Source organism: uncultured Formosa sp. (assembly GCF_947500765.1).
Lineage (GTDB): Bacteria > Bacteroidota > Bacteroidia > Flavobacteriales > Flavobacteriaceae > Formosa.
In genome coordinates, this window is record NZ_CANMTH010000005.1 from 230,473 (window position 1) to 251,810 (window position 21,338).

General features: G+C 33.5%; 10 protein-coding genes. All 10 read left to right on the top strand.

Going from position 1 to position 21,338, the window contains the following annotated elements; translation table 11 throughout:
- Nucleotides 1-14 precede the first annotated feature (14 nt).
- The 10 genes from Q1B05_RS11470 (at nucleotide 15) to Q1B05_RS11515 (ending at nucleotide 21,327) form a co-directional block, all read left to right on the top strand.
- The gene (locus Q1B05_RS11470; protein WP_299780783.1) at nucleotides 15-1,697 is read left to right on the top strand and encodes a sulfatase; all 1,683 of its coding nucleotides are present in this window, start codon (nucleotides 15-17) and stop codon (nucleotides 1,695-1,697) included.
- Between the two features lie 44 nt (nucleotides 1,698-1,741).
- Entirely contained in the window at nucleotides 1,742-4,414 is a 2,673-nt protein-coding gene (locus tag Q1B05_RS11475; RefSeq protein WP_299780785.1) for a hypothetical protein, read from the top strand.
- On the top strand, nucleotides 4,415-7,225 hold the full coding sequence (locus tag Q1B05_RS11480; RefSeq protein WP_299780787.1) for a heparinase II/III family protein: 2,811 nt from the start codon (nucleotides 4,415-4,417) through the stop codon (nucleotides 7,223-7,225). It begins immediately after the preceding gene.
- A gap of 137 nt (nucleotides 7,226-7,362) precedes the next feature.
- Nucleotides 7,363-9,642 (top strand): PDZ domain-containing protein, encoded by a 2,280-nt coding sequence (locus tag Q1B05_RS11485; protein WP_299780789.1) that lies wholly within the window; start codon nucleotides 7,363-7,365, stop codon nucleotides 9,640-9,642.
- Nucleotides 9,643-9,669: 27 nt separating this feature from the next.
- A complete protein-coding gene (locus tag Q1B05_RS11490) occupies nucleotides 9,670-11,037 on the top strand; it encodes an alpha-L-fucosidase (protein WP_299780791.1) in 1,368 nt (455 codons plus the stop codon).
- 269 nt (nucleotides 11,038-11,306) lie between these two features.
- Nucleotides 11,307-11,936 (top strand): helix-turn-helix domain-containing protein, encoded by a 630-nt coding sequence (locus Q1B05_RS11495; RefSeq protein ID WP_299780793.1) that lies wholly within the window; start codon nucleotides 11,307-11,309, stop codon nucleotides 11,934-11,936.
- 180 nt (nucleotides 11,937-12,116) lie between these two features.
- A complete protein-coding gene (locus tag Q1B05_RS11500) occupies nucleotides 12,117-13,151 on the top strand; it encodes a GDSL-type esterase/lipase family protein (RefSeq protein WP_299780795.1) in 1,035 nt (344 codons plus the stop codon).
- 365 nt (nucleotides 13,152-13,516) lie between these two features.
- Complete coding sequence (locus Q1B05_RS11505) at nucleotides 13,517-16,066, top strand: glycoside hydrolase family 3 N-terminal domain-containing protein (RefSeq protein WP_299780797.1); 2,550 nt, start codon at nucleotides 13,517-13,519, stop codon at nucleotides 16,064-16,066.
- Nucleotides 16,067-16,560: 494 nt separating this feature from the next.
- Nucleotides 16,561-18,522 (top strand): hypothetical protein, encoded by a 1,962-nt coding sequence (locus Q1B05_RS11510; protein WP_299780799.1) that lies wholly within the window; start codon nucleotides 16,561-16,563, stop codon nucleotides 18,520-18,522.
- 33 nt (nucleotides 18,523-18,555) lie between these two features.
- Nucleotides 18,556-21,327, top strand: coding sequence for a six-hairpin glycosidase (locus Q1B05_RS11515; RefSeq protein ID WP_299780800.1), 2,772 nt, complete (start codon nucleotides 18,556-18,558; stop codon nucleotides 21,325-21,327).
- Nucleotides 21,328-21,338: the final 11 nt, after the last annotated feature.

Genomic DNA, 21,338 nt, shown 5'->3' on the forward strand with positions numbered 1-21,338 from the left:
AAACATAGAGATTCATGATACATAAAAAATTAAGTCTTATAAAATGCCTTACATTCTTATGCTTAGTAGGTATGGTGTCTTGTAAAACAGAAACTAAAGAAGCAGAGGTTAAAGCCGTAAAAAAAGAATTACCAACTAAGCGGCCAAACATTATTTTTATGATGTCCGACGATCATGCCTATCAAGCAATTAGTGCTTATAGTGACCGTTTAATACAAACACCTAATATAGATCGAATTGCGGACGAAGGTATTTTATTTACCAATGCAAGTGTTACAAATTCTATTTGTGCTCCATCAAGAGCTACAATTTTAACAGGAAAACATTGTCATATACACGGAAAAGTAGATAATCTATTTCCGTTTGATGAATCTCAAGTCACTTTTCCTCAATTATTACAAAAAGCAGGATACCAAACGGCTATGTTTGGAAAATTACATTTTGGAAATAATCCGAAAGGTATAGATGAATTTAAAATTCTTCCAGGGCAAGGACAATATTATAATCCAGATTTTAATACTAACGATGGGCAGATTACTGTAGAAGGCTATGTTACCGATATTATTATGGATATGACCTTAGATTGGTTAGAACATAGAAGAGACGAAACCAAACCTTTTATGTTATTTTCTATGCAAAAAGCACCACATAGAGAATGGTTGCCAGCACCACGTCATTTTAAAGAATATACTAAAAAAACATTTAAAGAACCTGAAACGTTGTTTGATGATTATGAAGGACGAGGTACCGCTGCGAAAACAGCAGAAATGAATCTTTTAAAGCATATGAACTGGGCAGGAGATTCTAAATTGTATCCAGAAATGATGGAAGAATTAGGCATTAAAGATATGTCTGGTTGGGATTTGGAAGCTTTTGAGCGAGAAGTTGGACGTATGAATCCAGAACAACGTGCTGTTTGGGATTCTGTATACAGACCAATGATGGAAGACTTTAAAACAAAGTATCCAACCATGAATGAAACCGAATTAATGAAATGGCGTTACCAACGTTACATGCAAGATTATTTAGGATGTATTGCTTCTGTAGATGAAAATGTAGGACGATTATTAGATTATTTAGATGAGACTGGATTAGATGAAAATACGATTATTGTGTATACTTCAGATCAAGGATTTTATTTAGGAGAACATGGTTGGTTTGATAAACGTTTTGTATACAACGAGTCGTTTAAAACACCCTTATTAATTCGTTGGCCAAACGTTATTAAACCAGGAACTACAAACACAGAAATGGTTCAAAATTTAGATTTTGCTCAGACCATTTTAGAAGCAGCTCATATAGAAGCTCCTTCAGATATGCAAGGAGAAAGTTTAATTCCGTTATTATTAGGTAACGATGAAGAGTGGACAAGAGATGCAGTATATTACCATTATTATGAATATCCAGGTATTCATATGGTAAAAAGACATTACGCTATTATTACTCAGGAATATAAGCTTATCCATTTTTATTACGACGTAGACGAATGGGAACTTTACGATCGTAAAAAGGATATTAATGAAATGCATAATGTTATTGATGATCCAGCATATGCCGATGTGGTTGTAAAACTAAAAAAACAACTTGTAGATATGCGTAAGCAATATGGAGACAGCTCGCAGTTAGATCAAGAAATAATAAGAAAATATTTAGAAGCAAAAGACAATCCCGATATAGAAACGGTTCCACTTCATTAGACAGAAACAAAATCTGTATTACAATTATATAATAGCGAATAATCATGCGATTTAAAAACATTCTCAGTTTAGTTATCATTTTCCTTTTTATAGGAATACATAGTCATGCTCAACACACGTCCAATCATCCACGTTTATTTGTGGAACATCAGGATAGAGATGCCTTAATAAAAAAGATTGAGACAGAAGATTGGGCCAAAGCATCTTTTAAGGCGTTAACCTCAGAAATAGATCCTTATGTAAACCGTCATGTTACAGATCCAGAATGGATTGTGTCACGATTAGCGATGTATTGGAAAGATGGCGAACACTTTACGCAATGTTATATCAAAGATCAAAATTGGGATTATGGAGAAGGCAATGCACCTGTGCCAACCGTACGGTTACCAGGTATGCGTACTTGGAATGATTATGTAAATGTACCTTTAGAAGATCGTATTCCGTATAATACTACGGGAGATTTATTAGGAATTAGTCGCTCTAATGCCGATAAAACACCTGTTTTAATTCCGTATAAAGAAACCGGACATATGATTCGTGCTAACAATGCTGAAATTTTAAAATTAGCAGAACAAGCCGCTTTTGTGTATTACATTACTCAAGATGAAAAATATGCAAAATTCTCATCAGATATCTTATGGCCATGGTTATTAGGAACGTATTATATGCAACCACCTTTAGATCCAGAAGAGTCTACAGGCGGACCAGGAGGTTATGAGCCAGGCGGAATTATGGGCTATTATGATTATGAAGTGATTCATGACGATAGACAAACTCCTACAGCTATAGCTTACGATTTTTTGTATGATTATTTGAATGCACATCCGCATGAACATTTAAAAACCATGAATAAAACTACATCAGAAGTTGCAGGAGTAGTCTTTAAACGTTTTATAGAAATTGGATTGATTAGAGGTGGAAAATTGGGAAATTGGAATGTAAATCGCTATAAGAATATCTTAAATAGTATGCTTGTTTTAGAATCTAACGATTTTTATAAAGATGGAAAAGGACGTGAATATTACATCCCATTTTATACCGAAAAATCGGGAGAACATTATGCAGGCTTACCAGAAATATTAGCATACTATAATAAAACCACAGGATTGTGGCCAGAATCTCCAGGTTATGCTTCAGGAATGATTCCTACAGTATTAGAAATGGGTGTGAAATTATACAAATCTGGAGTAAATACTTTAGCCGGAAATCCAATAATTAGTAAGGCTGCATTAGCAAATTTAGGATGGTTAGATGCTCGTGGAAACTTAGTTGTTTTTGGAGATATGCGTGGTGGTCCTGCAAATATTTCATCTTTCGAATCGCTTTTAACATATTCTACTTGGGAAGGCGATACAGAAACATCTAAAAAAATGGCCACTGTAATTCGTAAAAACATAGCCTCTGGACAATATGATAGAAGTAAATCAGATTGGAAAGGTATTGTTTTTAATCAGCCATTACCAGATTCAGGAAGCGAATTACCATTTTATAAAGCAGCATATTCTCCATTTCATAAACATATAATTATGAGAAATGGAAATGACGAGAATAATGGGATGATGTTTACGCTTTACGGCGGAAAACATAAATCTCATTTAACAGCTAATGGTTTGGCAATGCAATTTTACGGAAAAGGTTGGGCTTTGGCTCCAGATGCTTCTGCATACGAATCGTATTGGTCTAAAGATGCTTCGTATCATAGAGGGATATCTGGATCAAATACCATTCAGCCAGGATATAGTAGTGGAGATATTATTGTAAATGCTATGAATCCGTCTGTAGATACTACTGCAGGTTTTTATAATTCGACAGAGACCTCTAAACATGTGTCTTTTGCAGATGTTTCTGCAGCAGAAAAACGTCGTGTAGTTGCTATGATACGTACTTCTGAAACCACAGGATATTATGTAGATGTTTTTAGATCTAATCAATCAGATAACGATTATATTCATCATAATCTTGGTAATACGATGGCTTTAAAAACGACTGCAAATAGTCCGTTAACATTAGAAAAAGTGAATGATTTAGGCGTAAAGTACGATAAGAATTATACGTTTTTTAAAAATCAAAGAAAAGTTAAGTATTCAGAGGATTTTAATGCCACTTGGACCACTACAGCAGTGTCTCCAGAATTGGAAGTAAATATGTGGATGATGGGACAAGATAACCGTGAATTATATGTAGTCGATGCACCTCCAACAACACTTAGAGCAGATATTACTCCAGGTGCAGTTAATAAAAGTCCAGAAACAACACCAACTCTAATTGTACGTCAGAATGGAATTAATGGACAGGATTATCCATTTGTTTCTGTATTTGAGTCTTATGATACAGGAAAGAAATCTATTCAAAATATTGAAAAATTAGAAACTTCAGAACATTTTGTAAGTCTGAAAGTAGCATCTAAAAATAGTACTCAATTTGTATACAATTCAACAGATAATAAAGTGTATGCACCAGAAAAGAAAATGAAATTTCAAGGTGTATTTGCAGTTGCTTCAGAAAAAAATGGAGACTTTGAGTATTTGTATTTAGGACAAGGAAAGTTGTTACAACACAATAAATATAGTATTGAAGCTGTAAACGATTCGGTTTCTGCAGAACTTATATTTGAAAACGGTATATATTATTATTCTGCAGACCAGCCTGTAATAATTAAACTTAAAAAAGGTAAATCAAAAACGTATCCTGCGGGCTCTCACATTGAAATTAAGTAAATGAAAAATAGAAATGTCATATTAAAACCGTTATTGTTATTGGCAATTTTGGCTATGCTTTTTTGTGCAGCAAATGTAAATGCACAAGAAATTTCGCATCCTAGAATTTATACGTCTAATGTTTCAAAAACTGAATTTTTAGAACATATTAAAAAACAAGATTGGAAGCAAAGTTTAGTCGATAAAAAAATAAAGAATCTAGAAAAATATATCGAATTATGTAAAAATGACCCAACGTGGTTGGTTTCTAGATTGCAAATGAATTGGAAAACTAAGCACAACAAAGTATATTTAAAAGGAGGAAATTTTGATTATTCTGAAGGTTCTGCTCCTGTACCAACGGTGCGTTTTTCTGGAACGCGAGATTGGTCAACCGAGTATGTGAAACCAAGGTTTGAAGATATGGAACCGTATTTTGATGATCCTCGTGGTTATTATTTAGAGCATAAAAAAACAGGAAAAAAAGAATGGGTGCATCCTTCTAAAATGGGACATGCTATTGAAGGTATAAACCGGAGTATTATGGATTTGGTTGCCGATGCTGCTTTTTTATATTGGATGACAGGAGACGAAAAATATGCAGAATTCGCTTTACCTGTTTACCAAACCTACATGGAAGGGATGTATTACAGAGATAACCCTATAGATTTAACAAATTCTGGCCAGCAGCGCCTCTCTGGATTAGCAACTTTTGAAGTGATTCACGAGCAAATTCTAATTCATTTATTAACTACTTACGATTTTTTATACGATTATTTCGAAGCACATAATGTAAACTTAGATCATAATGTGGCTGTGTTTCAAAAATGGGGAGATCAAATTATAAATAATGGTGTACCTGATAATAATTGGAATTTATTTCAAGCGCGTTTTTTAACGTATGTGGCTATGGCATTAGATTCTAATTCGGCTTATAAAAACGGAAAAGGGCGTGAATATTATTTAGATTTAATATTTAATACGTCTACTGAACGTCAATTATCTATCAATGAATCCTTATTGGTTTACAATCAAGAAACGGGTATTTGGCCAGAGAGTGCTTCTTATTCTATTCATGTTATTTCTACTTTATTAAATATTGTAACCTTATTAGATCATTCTACAAATAATAACGAATTGGCTAATTTTCCAATTATAGAAAAAGCAGCATTATCGTCGTTTCAATATTTATTTCCTAGTGGTTATTCAATTGGTTTCGGAGATTCTAATCATAAACCATTACCTCCAGAAAATTTTGAATTACTAATAGCGATGTACAGAAAATATAACGAATTAGACAAAGAAACTGTTATATCTGGTTTGTTAGAACAAATGATTGCTAAAGGAGAGTACAAAAGAAAAGCCGACAATTTATTCGAATTATTTTTTTATGTAGATGATTTAAAATCTGTAAAAACAGATAAAAATGCATTAAACCAATTAACAACGCCAACATTTTATGCCTCGAACGTAAGTTTGTTTAATCAGCGTTTGGGTATGGGTGATGATGCCATGATGGTGTCTACTTTTGGTTCTTTCGGAAACCATGCGCATGCAAATGGTGTAGCAATAGAATTATATGCCAATGGTTATGCTTTAGGGCCAGATATGGGGAAAGGTTCTAGTTATTGGCACGAAAATCATAACGACTATTATTCTAAATTTCCAGCGCATAATACGGTAGTTGTAAATGGTGTTTCAGACTATAATGCCATGCGCAGTTATCATCCATTTACTCTAGATCAAGCTTTTCCTAAATCAGGAATTACACCTTCATTTAAAGGGTTAACATATTCTAAAGTGTCTTTTTTTGAACCTAAAGCAAAAGCAAATCAACAACGATTTACAGCACTTATAAAATCGAAGTCAAGTACGGGATATATTGTAGATGTATTTAGATCTAAAACACAAAAAGAAGGTAAACAACGTCATGATTATTTTTATCATAATTTAGGACAATCGCTTCAAATTTTAGATATGAATTCTAAGGTGTTGCCTTTAAAAAGTACTGATGATTTTGGAAGTAAATATGGTGATATAAAAGGGTATGATTATTTAACTAATAAAAAGAAAATAACAACTGCTAAAGATGTAAAAGCGCTTTATAAACTTACACCCGAAAATCAGCCAGATCATCTCATGAAGCTTTGGGTAAAAGGAAGCGATAATCAAACTATTTATACGGCAATGGCTCCAAAATCTAATGTGATTAGTAAAGGCACAGCTCCAGAAAATGTTTTAAACGATTCGATACACACATTAATTGTAAAACGAGAAGCTGAGGCTTGGAATAATCCGTTTGCTGTTGTTTTTAATCCCTATATAGAAGGTCAAGAGAATCCGATTATCAATGTAACCTATTCAAAAATTAAAGAGAATCCAAGTACGCAAGTTATAAACGTGTTGTTGAATGATAAGAAAACCACAGATAAAATTGTTCTAAATACTTCGGAAAATGATATTGTCCAGCAAGATAATTTTTATCAACATGGATTATTATCTGTGTCTCGTTTAGGAGATAAAGAAACAAATCTTGAGTATTTATTTACTTCAGGAATTTATAAATACAAACAATTTGGTTGGGAAATAATTGCATCGGGTAATGCTGTAACCGTATCTATAGAACGTTTAGGCGATACTTTTACTATTGAAAGCGACGGGCCAGTACTTATTCGTTCGCCTTTTGTAAATGGTAAAAAAGAAGCAGAATTAAGACTTTTTAAAAACAATAAATTAGTAAATAAGAGAAGTGGTCAAGTAGGACGATCTAATCCAGAACAATTAGAATTTAGATTAGAAAAAGCCTATAGCAAAGTACAAATTGTGTTTTAAAATTTATAATCTATTTAAAAATTAAACCAACTATTTAGAATTATATAAACGTATTATTTATGAAGTATTTTTTAATAATTTTTACTTTGTTCTTTTTTTCATGTCACACAAAAGAAAATAATATTAGTATTTTGTACGTGACTGCCCATAAAATAGAACAGCCTAATGGTAGTAAGGAACAACCATTTGCCACTTTAGAAGATGCCGTTAAAAAAGCTTCAGAATTAAGAGAGCAGCATGCCAATTTAAAGATTGAAATACACCTACTTCCAGGGAATTATAATTTAGAGAACGCCATAAAAATTACTCCAAAATTAAACGGAATTTCAATTAAAGGAACTGCAGCTTCAGAAGTTACAATTAAAGGATCTAAAAAGGTATCGCTTAACTGGGAAAGTTATAATGATACTATTTTTGTAGCAGATGTTGATCCTGATTTAGATTTTGATCAGCTTATTATTAATGGCGATCCTCAAATTTTAGCGCGCTATCCTAATTATGACGAAGCGGCTCATTATTGGAACGGATCTGCAGCTGATGCCATTTCTAAAGAACGTATAGCGACTTGGAAACATCCTAAAGGAGCTTATTTTCATGCTTTACATAATGGGAAATGGGGCGGATTTCATTTTGTAATCACAGGAGTAAACGAAGATGGAACAGCAATTTTAGAAGGCGGACAACAAAACAATCGTGGTTCTAAACCTCACGAAGAGTTTAGAATGGTGGAAAACGTATTTGAAGAATTAGATAATCCAGGAGAATGGTACTTAGATTCAGAGACACATAAACTATACTATTGGCCAACCAAAAACATAAATTTAGAATCATCTACTATTGAAGTCGCAGTACTTAAAGACTTAATACAAGTTGTTGGTACTTTAGAAAATCCAGTAAAAGATGTAACTATAAGCGGTATAACTTTTAAATATACCAAGCGTACCTTTATGGAAGATTATGAACCACTTTTACGTAGTGATTGGTCTATTTATAGAGGTGGTGTATTGTTTTTTGAAGGTACAGAAAATTGTAACATAACAGATAATGAATTTACTCATTTAGGCGGAAACGTGATTATGGTAAGTAAATATAATTCAGGCTTGCTCGTTATGGGAAATCATATTCATGAAAATGGAGCTAGTGCCGTATCTTTTGTAGGAGATCCGTCTGCGGTACGTTCGCCTTCATTTAATTATGGGCAATTTGTAGATTTAAAAGATATGGATACCGTTGCAGGTCCTAAAAACGAATTATACCCTAGAAATTGTGTTGTCGAAGACAATTTAATATACCGTATTGGTAGAATAGAAAAACAAACTGCAGGAGTAGAAATTGCTATGGCAATGGATATTACAGTAAGTCATAATAGTATTTACGACGTCCCAAGAGCTGGTATTAATATTGGAGATGGTACATGGGGTGGTCATATTTTAGAATATAACGATGTGTTTAATACCGTTTTAGAAACCAGTGATCATGGATCGTTTAACTCTTGGGGACGCGATCGTTTTTGGCTTCCTAAACGCCATAAAATGGATAGCATAACTATGGCCATTCCTAATATGTACACATGGGATGCTGTAAAAACAACAATTATTAGAAATAATAGGTTTCGTTGCGATCATGGTTGGGATGTCGATCTGGACGATGGCTCATCAAACTATCATATTTATAATAATTTAATGCTTAATAACGGACTTAAATTACGTGAAGGATTTAATCGTGTTGCAGAAAACAATATCATGGTAAATAACTCTTTGCATCCGCATGTATGGTTTGCTAATAGTGAAGATGTATTTAAGCATAATATTATTGGAGATGCGTATCAAGATGTGGGCTTGTTAGGTTGGGGTAAAGAATTGGATTATAATTTCTTTCCTAATGAAGTCTCTATGATGAAATCTCAAATTTACGATAGAGATTTACATAGTGCTTATGGAGATCCGATGTTTAAAGATCCAAAACATTTAGATTTTAGTGTTACCGAAAATTCTCCAGCATTAAAAATAGGCTTCAAAAATTTCCCTATGGATCAGTTTGGAGTTCAAAAAGAAAGTTTTAAAAAGATAGCTAAAACACCTGAAGTTCCTATCTTGAAAGATCCGTCAGAAAAACAAAGTAGTCCTGTTGTAGCTTGGTTACGTAATCAGTTAAAATCTGTAGAGTCTCAGCAAGAACAATCGGCTTATGGGTTAAATTCTGCTGAAGGTGTTATTGTATTAAACATATGGAAACCAAGTCCTGCTGTTCAAAATAATGGCATTAAAAAAGGAGATGTTATTCTTCAAGCAGATGGGAAATTGGTAAAGAATGTTCAAGATTTCTTCAGCATAAATGTAGAAAATTCTACACATGAAATGGAGTTAGTTGTTATGAGAAACCAGTCTGAGAAGACCATTAATATAAAAACAAAATAAACTAAAATAAAATAAAAAATTATGAAAATGAAGACGTTAAGGAACATGTGTTTACTGGTGGTAATTCTCATGTTAAATTTAGGCCCAGTAATGGCGCAAGCAAGTTCAAAGAAAAAGCTTTCAGATGACGACCGTATGGAGTGGTGGAGAGATTCTAAATTTGGAATGTTTATTCACTGGGGAGCATATTCTATAATTGGTGGAGAACGCGGAACTAAAATTGCTGGCGGTGGTGCAGAATGGGCTATGGATAAATTAGATTATACCATTGAAGATTATGAAAAATATCCAGAGATGTTTAATCCTCAATTATTTGATGCAGATGCTTGGGTAACCATGGCGAAAAATGCAGGGATGAAATATATTGTATTAACATCTAAACATCACGAAGGATTCGCTTTATGGGATTCTAAAGTGTCAGATTACGATGTTATGGATACTGCGCCTTTTAAACGTGATATTGTTAAAGAATTAGCTGATGCTTGTAAAAAACAAGGAATTAAATTTTGTCTGTATTACTCTATTGTAGATTGGCATCACCCACAAGCACAAGGTAATTTATATCCAAATTATAACATTTCGCAACATGACGATCCATCTGTGGTGAATCCTGAATTCCCAAAATATTATGAAAATTATATGAAACCTCAAGTTGGTGAATTATTGAAAAATTATGGAGATATTGGAGTCGTTTGGTTTGATGGCGATTGGATTTCAGATTATACTACAGAAATGGGGAAAGATCTGTATAAATATATTCGTGATATCCAACCAAACACTATTGTAAATAATAGAGTAGATAAAGGAAGAACAGGTATGGATGGAATGAATAACCATCCAGGAGAATTTGCTGGAGATTTCGGAACACCAGAACAAGAAATTCCTGATACAGGAATCGATTCAGATTGGGAAGCTTGTATGACTATGAATGGAACTTGGGGGTACAAACCGTCTGATAATAACTGGAAAAGTAGTGAAGATTTAATTGAAAAATTAGTTGATATTGTATCAAAAGGAGGGAACTTTCTATTAAATATCGGCCCTGATGGATTTGGTAGATTTCCTGCAGAAAGTATTCGTCGTTTAGAAGCGATGGGGCAGTGGACTAAGAAAAACGGTGAAGCGATTTATGGAGCAACAGCAAGTCCGTACGAAAAACCAAAATGGGGACGTTATACAGAAAAAGATGGTGTGCTTTATGCCCTTGTTTTTGATTGGCCAGCAGATGGTACATTAAAATTACATAAAGATATTAAGGTGAAAAAAGCAACGGTATTAACTGCTCCGAACAAACCTTTAAAAACTATTGGAACATCTCGCGAGTTATTAATCGATGTGCCTATGTTAGCACCAGATGCTACGGTATCTGTAGTTAAAATAGAGTTGGCTAAGTAAGTCAATTTTATAGCAAGAAGCGCGTTTTAGGTCATGGTTTATATAAATTGAACTATAATTTAAAGTACATTTCACTTAAAAAGAATAACATTGTATGAGGCTTATAAGCGGATTGCAATGTTATTTTTTTGTTTCAGCAAAAGTTGTCAGTTATTAGAAAACCTAATAAAATCAATAAATATGCAAAGATGACGTAAAGATGTCGGGATGATGACAGAATCAAAATTAATGGGAATCTTTAGTTTTGATATTTAAATAAATTAAGGAACATGCAAGAACATAGTTTAGGTAAAAAAGTGAAAAGGCTAAGAAATTCCCAAGGAATATCTCAGGAGTTTCTAGCTGAAGAGTCAGGTTTAAGTATTCGAACTATACAAAGAATTGAAAAAGGTGAAACCTCTCCAAACGGGGATACGTGTAGAAAACTCTCGGACGCTTTAAAAGTGAGTCCAAACGATTTGATGGGATGGACACAGGTAGAAGATATTGAATTTCTAAAAAAATTAAACCTATCTGCTTTGACATTCATTTTTTTTCCATTACTTGGAATTTTGGTTCCAGCCTTAATGTGGATTTCAAAAAAAGACAAAGTTAAAGACGTTGATAAAATTGCTAAAAAAGTTATTAACTTTGAAATTACGTGGGTAATTCTACTCTTTCTAATACCTGTTATTATAAAACCTATTTTGTTTGGATTTATTGACCTACTAATGGAAGTATTACTAAGTAGTTTTAATATGTCATATTCTAGATTAGGTTTTGATCATTGGACAGACGCAAAAATAATTTGGATTTTAATGTACCTAGTAAATATCTATTATATTATAGTTAACACGTTTCGAATTCATGATGAAAAAAAAATAAAATATTTTCCCTCTATTAAATTTTTAAAGAATTAAGGGAACAATTAAACAAGAGCAAAATTTACGTACAACAACGGCATAAACAATTATTGAAATTAAATAAAATACAGTACAAAAAGCTTTGACTATGTGCTAAACGGAAAGTAAGGTGCTTATTTCTTGCCTTATTTGTCATAGCGAAGACCGAAAACAAGTATAAAATTAAAATTATATAAAATGAAATTTTTTAAAAAAACTATAGTCCTTTTTATTACAGGAATAATGTGCTTAACAACAGGTTTTGCTCAGGAAAATGCGAATAAGAACACAAATTCTGATTACAATCAGTTTGGTGAAACATGGAAAAATGAAAATAAAGAGGCTATTTTTGAAGTATCTGAGAGTCCTTACGAAAAACCAAATTGGGGTCGTTATACCAAAAAAGATGATGTTATTTATGCTATTGTTAATGAGTGGCCAAAGGATGGAAAACTTGTTATTGATAGAAATATGAAAGTAAGAACCGCTTTCTTAGATTATGGAGATAAAAAATTAAAAACAAAATTAATAGACGGAAATTTAACCATTTTCCTACCTGAAGAAAATCCTAATACTATGGCTACAGTTGTAAAAATTCAATTAACACCTACAGAAGATTGGGCAAATTTAGAACGTTATAGCGCGGCAAATGCAGCACTAGAAGCACCTGCTAAAAATGAAAAACGAGTGGTGTTTATAGGGAATTCAATAACCGATAATTGGACTAGAGATCATGGTGTGTTTTTTGAAGAGAATCCAACGTTTGTCAATAGAGGAATTAGTGGTCAAACCAGTGCGCAAATGTTATTACGCTTTAGACCAGACGTGATCGAGTTGCAACCTAAAGTAGTTGTAATTTCTGCAGGAACAAACGACATTGCAGGAAATAGAGGTTATATAAGCTTAGACCGTATTGCAGGAAATATTTTTTCTATGGTAGAGTTAGCTAAGGCAAATAATATAAAAGTAATATTAGCATCGGTACTTCCTGCTAGTAGTTATTCTTGGAGTCCATCTATCGAACCAGCAGATAAGATTATTGAACTGAATACACTTTTAAAAGCGTATGCTAAAAAAAATAAGATTATTTATTTAGATTATTATACGCCAATGGTTAATGACGATAAAGGCCTAATAAAGGAATTAGGTAGAGATACTGTTCACCCAAATGTAGAGGGCTATCTTATCATGGAACCTATGGTGAAAGCCGCAATATCTAAAGCTTTGAAATAGTTTATTAAAGCCAAATAATATATAGCCTCATAATTACTTTTTTTAAGTAATTATGAGGTTTTTTCTTTTCGAGACTATTTTTGTCTTCTTCTAAATCTTTTAAAATATCACCAACCCTAAAATAGACCATAATTTATAGTTCTTGAATGATGAATTATAAACTTTTAAGTATAAAATTGATAGTATTGTGTATATAATTCATTCTTTCATGGTTGTCTTGGAATATTTGAGTCCGGTTTCAAGGTTTAAAAAACAGAGATAATTATTAGAAAATAAATAAAAAGTCAAATTAAAAAACATCATATCTTCCACATTTTTGGTATATCGCCGTAACTGAATAGTGATGTGAAAAAAAGTAAAATGTTATGAAAAAATACATTCTAGCAGTCTATTGTGTTATGATCTTCTGCGCAAATTCGGCTATAGCACAAGACCGAACAGCGCTTCATAAAAGTGCGACTAAGCAAGCAAAGAATTTAGTTAAGCAGATGACTTTAGATGAAAAGATAAAGTTAATTGAAATGACTAGTTTACCTATTGAACGTTTAAATATTCCAGGGCATAATTGGTGGAATGAAGCATTGCATGGCGTAGCACGTCGTGGTGAAGCGACTCAGTTTCCCGTACCACTTTCTATGGCCTCTACTTGGAATCCGCCCTTAATTAAAGACATGACTACCGCTATTAGTGATGAAGCTCGTGCACTTAATAATGCAGATTCTGCCGAAAATAAAGCAAAACGATATCACGGTTTAACTTTATGGAGTCCTGTAATTAATATGGCACGCGATCCACGTTGGGGACGTACAGAAGAAACGTATGGCGAAGACCCGTTTTTAACCACGGAATTAGCGAGTTCTTTTGTCCATGGATTACAAGGAGACGATCCAAATTACTTAAAAACGGTCGCGACTATTAAACACTTTGTTGTAAATAATACAGAACATAATCGTTTGCATGTGCGTCCAGACGTATCGGAGCGTGCCTTACGTGAATATTATTTTCCAGCGTATCGCGATGTCATTGCACGAGAAGATGTAGAGTCTATAATGACATCATATAATGGATTAAACGGTATTCCGTGTTCAGCGAATAAATGGTTGTTAACTGATGTTTTACGTGAAGAATGGGGCTTTAATGGAACTGTGGTTACTGATGTTGGTGTGCCAGGACATTTGGTTGAAAAACATAAATATGCTAAGAATGGACCAGAAGCTGCAATGATGATGATTACTGCTGGTGTAGATATGTATTCAGGATCGGATAGAGCTGCAGAAGTAAACGAAAGAGAATGGTCTAAGCAAGCAGTGGAGCAAGGTCTGATGAAAGAATCAGATTTAGATCAAGCAATTATTCGTAATCTAGCGACTCGTATTAAATTGGGGCTTTTACGTTCAGGCGAAGATAATCCGTATACTAAAATATCAACAGACGTGGTTGGTTCAGAAAATCATCTCGCGATTGCGCGTCAAATTGCACGAGAAGGCGCTGTGTTATTGCAAAATAAAAACAATGTACTTCCAGCAACGCCAGAAAAATACAAATCTATTCTTTTTGCTGGGCCATATGTAAACGATGCACCTTTTGGTGCCTATAGTGGAAACGCTGCAGGTATTGCTGCAACTCCTATGTTTGGTATGCAAGAAATAGCAGGAGATCAATTCGAAATTAAGAGTCAGTTAGGTGGAAAGTGGTTATTTATTCCGGAAGGAAACTTAAATGTCCCTGGAAAACCAAATACTAAAGGTGTTAAAGGTGAGTATTTTGCTGGGGTTAAATTTGAAGGTACGCCTGTTTCTGTGAGAACAGATCGTGGTTTCGATCTCGATTTACCAAAACCTCTAGCACATATAGATCCAGAGATACCACAGCCAACGTTTTCGGCACGTTGGACGGCAGAATTAACTCCAAATCGTACTGGCCTTCATTATTTTTCAATCACGGCATTGAGCGGAGCGCGTGTTTGGATAAACGATGAAAAAATTCTTGATAATTGGCATAGTAAAGCACCAGATAACGAAGAATCTCAAGGGGTTTTTCTAGAAGAAGGAAAAGTGGTTGACTTAAAAGTAGAGTATTATAATGGAGAAATAGAACCTGCTCGTGCGTTGTTAAAATGGGTAGAGCCACAAGAAGACGTAACGATTGAAAACCCAGAAGATAAATTACTTATTTACGTAGGTGGGCTTACATGGAGAATGTCTAAAGAATCTCACGATCGCATGAATTCTATTTTACCAGAAGATCAGATGGAAGAAATAAAAGCATTGGCAGCTATTTATCCTAATATGTTAGTGGTGCTTAATGGCGGAACAGTCATGCAATTGTCTGAATTAAATGACGTAGTGCCTTCCATACTTTTACAATGGTTTCCTGGGCAAGAAGGTGGTTATGCTTTAGCAGAACTTATTACTGGTAAGGTGAGTCCTTCAGGACATCTTCCGCTTACATTTTACACCGATCCAGATGAGTTACCAGACTTTGAAGATTACGAAATCAGTAAAGGAAGAACGTATATGTATATGAAAGATAATGTAACCTATCCATTTGGGTATGGGTTAAGTTATACTGCATTTAATTATTCAGGATTGAAGGTTACACAGAATAAAAAAGAAGTGATAGCTGTTTTAGATGTGAAAAATACAGGAGTCATGAATGGCGATGATGTTATTCAATTATATGTCACTAATTTAGATTCTAAAGTATATCAGCCTATTCGTCAGTTAAAGGCTTTTAAAAGAATTTCTGTTGCTAAAGGAGAAACGGAGCAAGTAACATTGCGTTTTTCTATGGATGATATGCAATGGTGGGATGTAAATAAACAAAAATATGTTGTAAATCCTGGACGATACGAAATTCAGATAGGTAAGTCCTCAGCAGAAATTGTAGAGAAACAGATTATAACCGTTAAATAACTAGACCCATTAGCATAAAATAAAAACAAAATAATTAAGCTATACTTCTATGGGTAATCATAATTTTAAAAACTACAGTTAAAAAACTTAGAAGCTAAAGCTAACGGTATTCGATTATTTGAAAATGGAGGTTCTAGTAAAAAAATTAGTTCAAGTATGCATTACCCCATGTTTCACCCCAATGTAAAAGGAGCTTATTATGCAGCCTATGCTAAAATAAGCAATTAAAAAGGCTTTAAAATAATAAAAGAGCCTTAAAACATCATAGTTTATACGGATTGAACTATGATTTAGAACAAATATCAATTAAAAAAAATAACATTGTATTATTCTTACGGGATGATGTACAATGTTATTTTTTTGCTCAAAAAAGGAATAATATGTTGCTGCAGATTTATATGAATTATAAAAATAAATCAGTGTAAGTTTAGGAATTCAAGTCTCTTTAAGACGTGTTTAAAATACATAATAAAAAACAAAAATAAGATTGTAATATGAAAATGAATACTTATAAAAGAATCGGAAAAGGTATCTTATACATGCCTTTCGTTGTTTTGATTTTAAGTTTGGTTAATTGTAAAAATGAAGTATCTAAAACTATTGAACCTTTAGATTTAAAAGCTTTTATTCAAGCAGCAAACCAGGATACGATTTATCCTTCAGTAACACAAATAGAGATGCTTAAAAAGGTGATGCCAAAAGACGCATTTCAGCCAGCACCAAAAATATCAGACCGAAAATATTGGAATGCCATTGCTGTTACAAAATCAGGACAAGAATATTTGGAAAAAGCAAAGTCTTTATTAGATAAAGCACCAGAAGTTCCTATTTCAGACAGTATTTATCGTTTAGCAAATAAGGAAGGAAATCGTAAAATTTATAAACCAAGGTATTACAGAACCATGGATCGCTTAGAGCATTATATTCTTGCAGAATGTTTAGAAAATAAAGGTCTCTTTTTACCTCAAATAGAAACCTATGCTAAAGCTATCTTATCTATGAAATCTTGGGTGCATCCAAATCATGACGATGGCAATAATGGAATTTTAGAAGGGAGACGTGTTTCTATAGATTTGGGAGCCCGAAAATTTGGATCGGTATTAGCTATCGCCGAATCGCTTTTACAAGATAAACTACCAGAAGATTTACGTACAGAAATTTCTAAGGAAATTCAAACACGTATCACAGATACTTATTTGAAGAGTACGAAATATTTAGATGAAAATAACACTTGGATAAAAAGTACAAGTAACTGGAATTCTGTTTGTACTAGTGGAGCCATTTTAGCAACCATAACCAATTCTCAAGATTACAATAAACGTTTAGTAGCAGTAGGATCGGCTTTAAATAGTATGCGATATTATTTAACTGGTTTTGGAGAAGATGGGTATTGTTCTGAAGGTTTAGGATATTGGGGCTACGGATTTAGTCATTATTTATATTTAGCTCAGATTATATCAGATTATTCAGACGGACAAATCGATATGTTTAAATTCGATAATCCTGAGAAGCTTAAAAACGTCGGAAACTTTCCAGAGAATTTTGTAATTCAAAAAGGACGATGTGCTCCATTTGCCGATGGCGTTTCAAAAACATCAAGTAGCGGAAGCAATTTTGCGAATGTATTATCAGCGTATCATTATAATGCTATTCAGCCTACAGAAATACGTATGGAAGAAGCTGCCGAACAATTAATAGCTTGGAATCATCCCGCTTTATTTGAAGTAAGTAGCCAAGAAAAAACACCAGAATTACCTAGTCATACGTATTTTGAAGATTTTGGTATGGTAATTTCTAGAGGGAAACAACAAACTCCTTTTTCAATCGCTTTAAAAGCAGGACATAATGCTGAAAACCATAATCACAGCGATGTTGGTACTTATACTTTGGTTTTAGGCCAAGATGTTATGTCGGGAGATATCGGAGCACCTTCCTACACTGCTGGAGCATTTTCTCCTAAAAACCCTGCACGTAGTTCTTGGGGACACCCACTTCCAAAACTAAATAATACTTTGCAATCTAATGGTATAGCACATAAAGGTGTGTTTACAAGTACAGATTTTAAAGCCGATAAAGATCAAGTTGTTGTAGATATTAAACCTGCTTACGATTTTCCTGTTTTAGAGCTATTAAAACGTACCATGACTAACGATAAAACGGGTTCAGGAACCATAACTATTGAAGACTATTTTGTTGCTTCAGAACCTATAACTTTTGAAACTGCAATTATGACTTTAAATAATTATAAAGTTGTAGATAAGAGTACCGTAATTTTAATGTCAAAACATCATAAAGTAAAAGCAGAAATTAAGAGTGAAGGCTTTAAATTTACCATAAAGGATGTAGAAGTACCTGTAAAGCATTTACGAGAAGGCGGACCCGCATTTCGCATTGGAATTCAATCGGATAAAGCTGTAAATACTGGTAAAATTATTATTGTTTACACCCCACTTTAAGTCAACTTTATAAAGAAACAAACAAACAACAACATGTTTATAACCTATAATCAAATTAATTTAAAAACAATAAAAACAGGCTTAATGGCCTTGAGTTTATGTGTTTTTTCAACGGCCTTACAGGCTCAGAGTCAAGAAAAAATCCCTTTACCTAGTAACTTAGAGCAAGGTTATCCGCGTATATACATTACCCAATCAGAAAAAAAGGATTTGCAAAAAACCATTAAAAAGGAAAGTTGGGCTAAAGAGGTTTCTAATGGTTTACACAACCGCATAGATCAATATGTAGAGCGTCATAAAACTGATCCTGAATGGATGGTGTCTCGACTTCAAATGTATTGGAAAACCAAGTCGACTAATGTATATGTAAATGGTATAAATTATTCGCATGCAGATGGTGAGGCACCAGTTCCTACAGTTCGTTTTGTTGGTTCTCGAGATTATACAACACCTTACGGAACACCAAAATTAGAAGATGTTAAACCATATATGGACGATCCAAGAGGGTTGTGGTTGCCAAACAAGAGTAAAGAAGGTTCTCCTTTTGAATGGGCAGAAATTTCTAAAACAGGACGTGTAATTTATTCTATTAATGAACGCATTATAGAGCTTGGTCGCGATTCAGCATTTATGTATTGGATAGAAAATGATCCAGCTTATGCTAAATTTGCTTTTGATATTTTTCATACATATATGGAAGGCATGTCGTACCGTAGCGAGCCAATAGATTTATTAAACGGGCATATACAAACTTTAGTTGGATTTACAAATTTTCAAGTAATTCATGAAAATGTGTTAATCGATGTGGCGGAACTTTACGATTTTTTACATCCATATATTGAAGCAAATCATGCGCAAGACATTGCTATGTTTGATACCACCATTAAGCGTTGGATAGATCAAATTATTAAAAACGGAGTGCCTCAAAATAATTGGAATTTACACCAAGCTAAAATTATATTAAAAGCTGCAATGGTACTTCAAGATAATAAGAATTATCAAGACGGTAAAGGACGAGAATATTATATAGATTATATTTTAAATGTAACTTCTGCACGCCAATGGTCGTTAAACAAATTTTTAGATTATGGGTACGATACCGCTAACGGAGTTTGGGCAGAATGTCCAGGATATTCTATTGGTGTTACTAAGGATTTAACTCATTTTATGGAGGACTTTAATAATACCTTCGATCATAATATCTTGCCGTATATGCCAGTTATGGAAACTGCTGTAAAAATGCTACCTCAATATTTATTCCCAAACGGACAAACCGTGGCTTTCGGAGATAGTCATTATAGTAAGTTAAGTACAGAGTCTTTTTCTGATATGATTCGTATTGCTCAAAAAACAGACAACAAAAAACTGGAAGAAGAATTTACAGGGTTGTATCAAATATTTGCAGAAGATGAAGGTGGTAAAATAAGAAAACCTAAAGCAGAAATTAGTTCGTTTTTTGCAAGTAAGCCTTTAAAACTTAATCCAAAGTATAAAAAAGGACACTTAGAAGATTATGTGACTCAATCATTTTATGCGCCAAATGTGAGTTGGCATGTACAGCGTATGGGAACAGGTAAAGACGGCATGATGGTATCTTTAAATGGTTCTTTAGGAAACCATATGCATGCAAACGGTATTAATATGGAATTGTATGGTAAAGGGTATGTGCAAGGAGGAGATCCTGGTAAAGGCGCGAGTTATTTACAGCCTATTTATTTAGAATATTATTCACAATTTCCAGCACATAATACGGTGATGGTAGATGGAGTGTCTTCGTATACCGAAATGTTAAGTTACCACGCTTTTGATTTAATAGGAGAATATCCTAAATCTGAACAAAAAACTGGATATTATAAAGATATTACCTATTCCGATGTATACTTCTTAGAGCCTGAAACAAGAAGTGATCAGACCAGACTAGTAAGTATTGTTAAAACAGGAGCAGAAACCGGATATTATATTGATGTTTTTAGATCTAAAAAACAACGTAAAGGCGATAAATTCCACGATTATTTTTATCATAATTTAGGTCAAACCATGACCATTATGGATACCGATGGAAAACCTTTACCTCTTAAACCTAGTGAAGAAATGGGATTTGCTGGCGGACATTTATATGCTTTTGATTATATGTGGGATAAAAAATCGATACAATTAAAAGACGATTACCAAGCTGAATGGAAAATTGATCAACCAGAAGGTCAAGAAGATGTATTCATGAATCTTTGGATGAAAGGCGCAGAAGGACGAGAAGTGTTTTCAATAAAATCGCCATCCAATAAAGCGTTTAAAGGAGATCATGGTTTACCTTATGAGGTAGATAAAGCACCTTATTTAACATTGGCAGCTAGACAACATGGAGCTGCTTGGGAAAAACCATTTGTCTCTATTTACGAACCATTTACTTCAAAAAAAGGAAAAAGTATAGTAACTATTTCTAGTTTTGAAGATGAAAATCAAAACACAGAATTTGTAGGGTTAAATATTACGCATAAATCTGGACGTGAAGATGTGGTGTTTTCTTCAGCAAATCATAAAAAAGTAACTTATAAAACTATAGAAACCGATGCAACGTATACTTTAATAGGTACAGAAACTAATGGAGATTGGGTAATGTTTATTGGAAACGGAAAAGATGTAAAAGCCAAAGGATATGCCATTTCTTTAACTGAAATTGGTAATGTAGTGTTAGAGTTTAAAAATGGTGAATTACTATTGAATAATGAAGTTCCTGTAACGGTCACTTATAACAATTCTGAAAAGACATTCAGTATAGGTAACTTACGTAAAATTACTATAAACTAAATAGAAAAAGA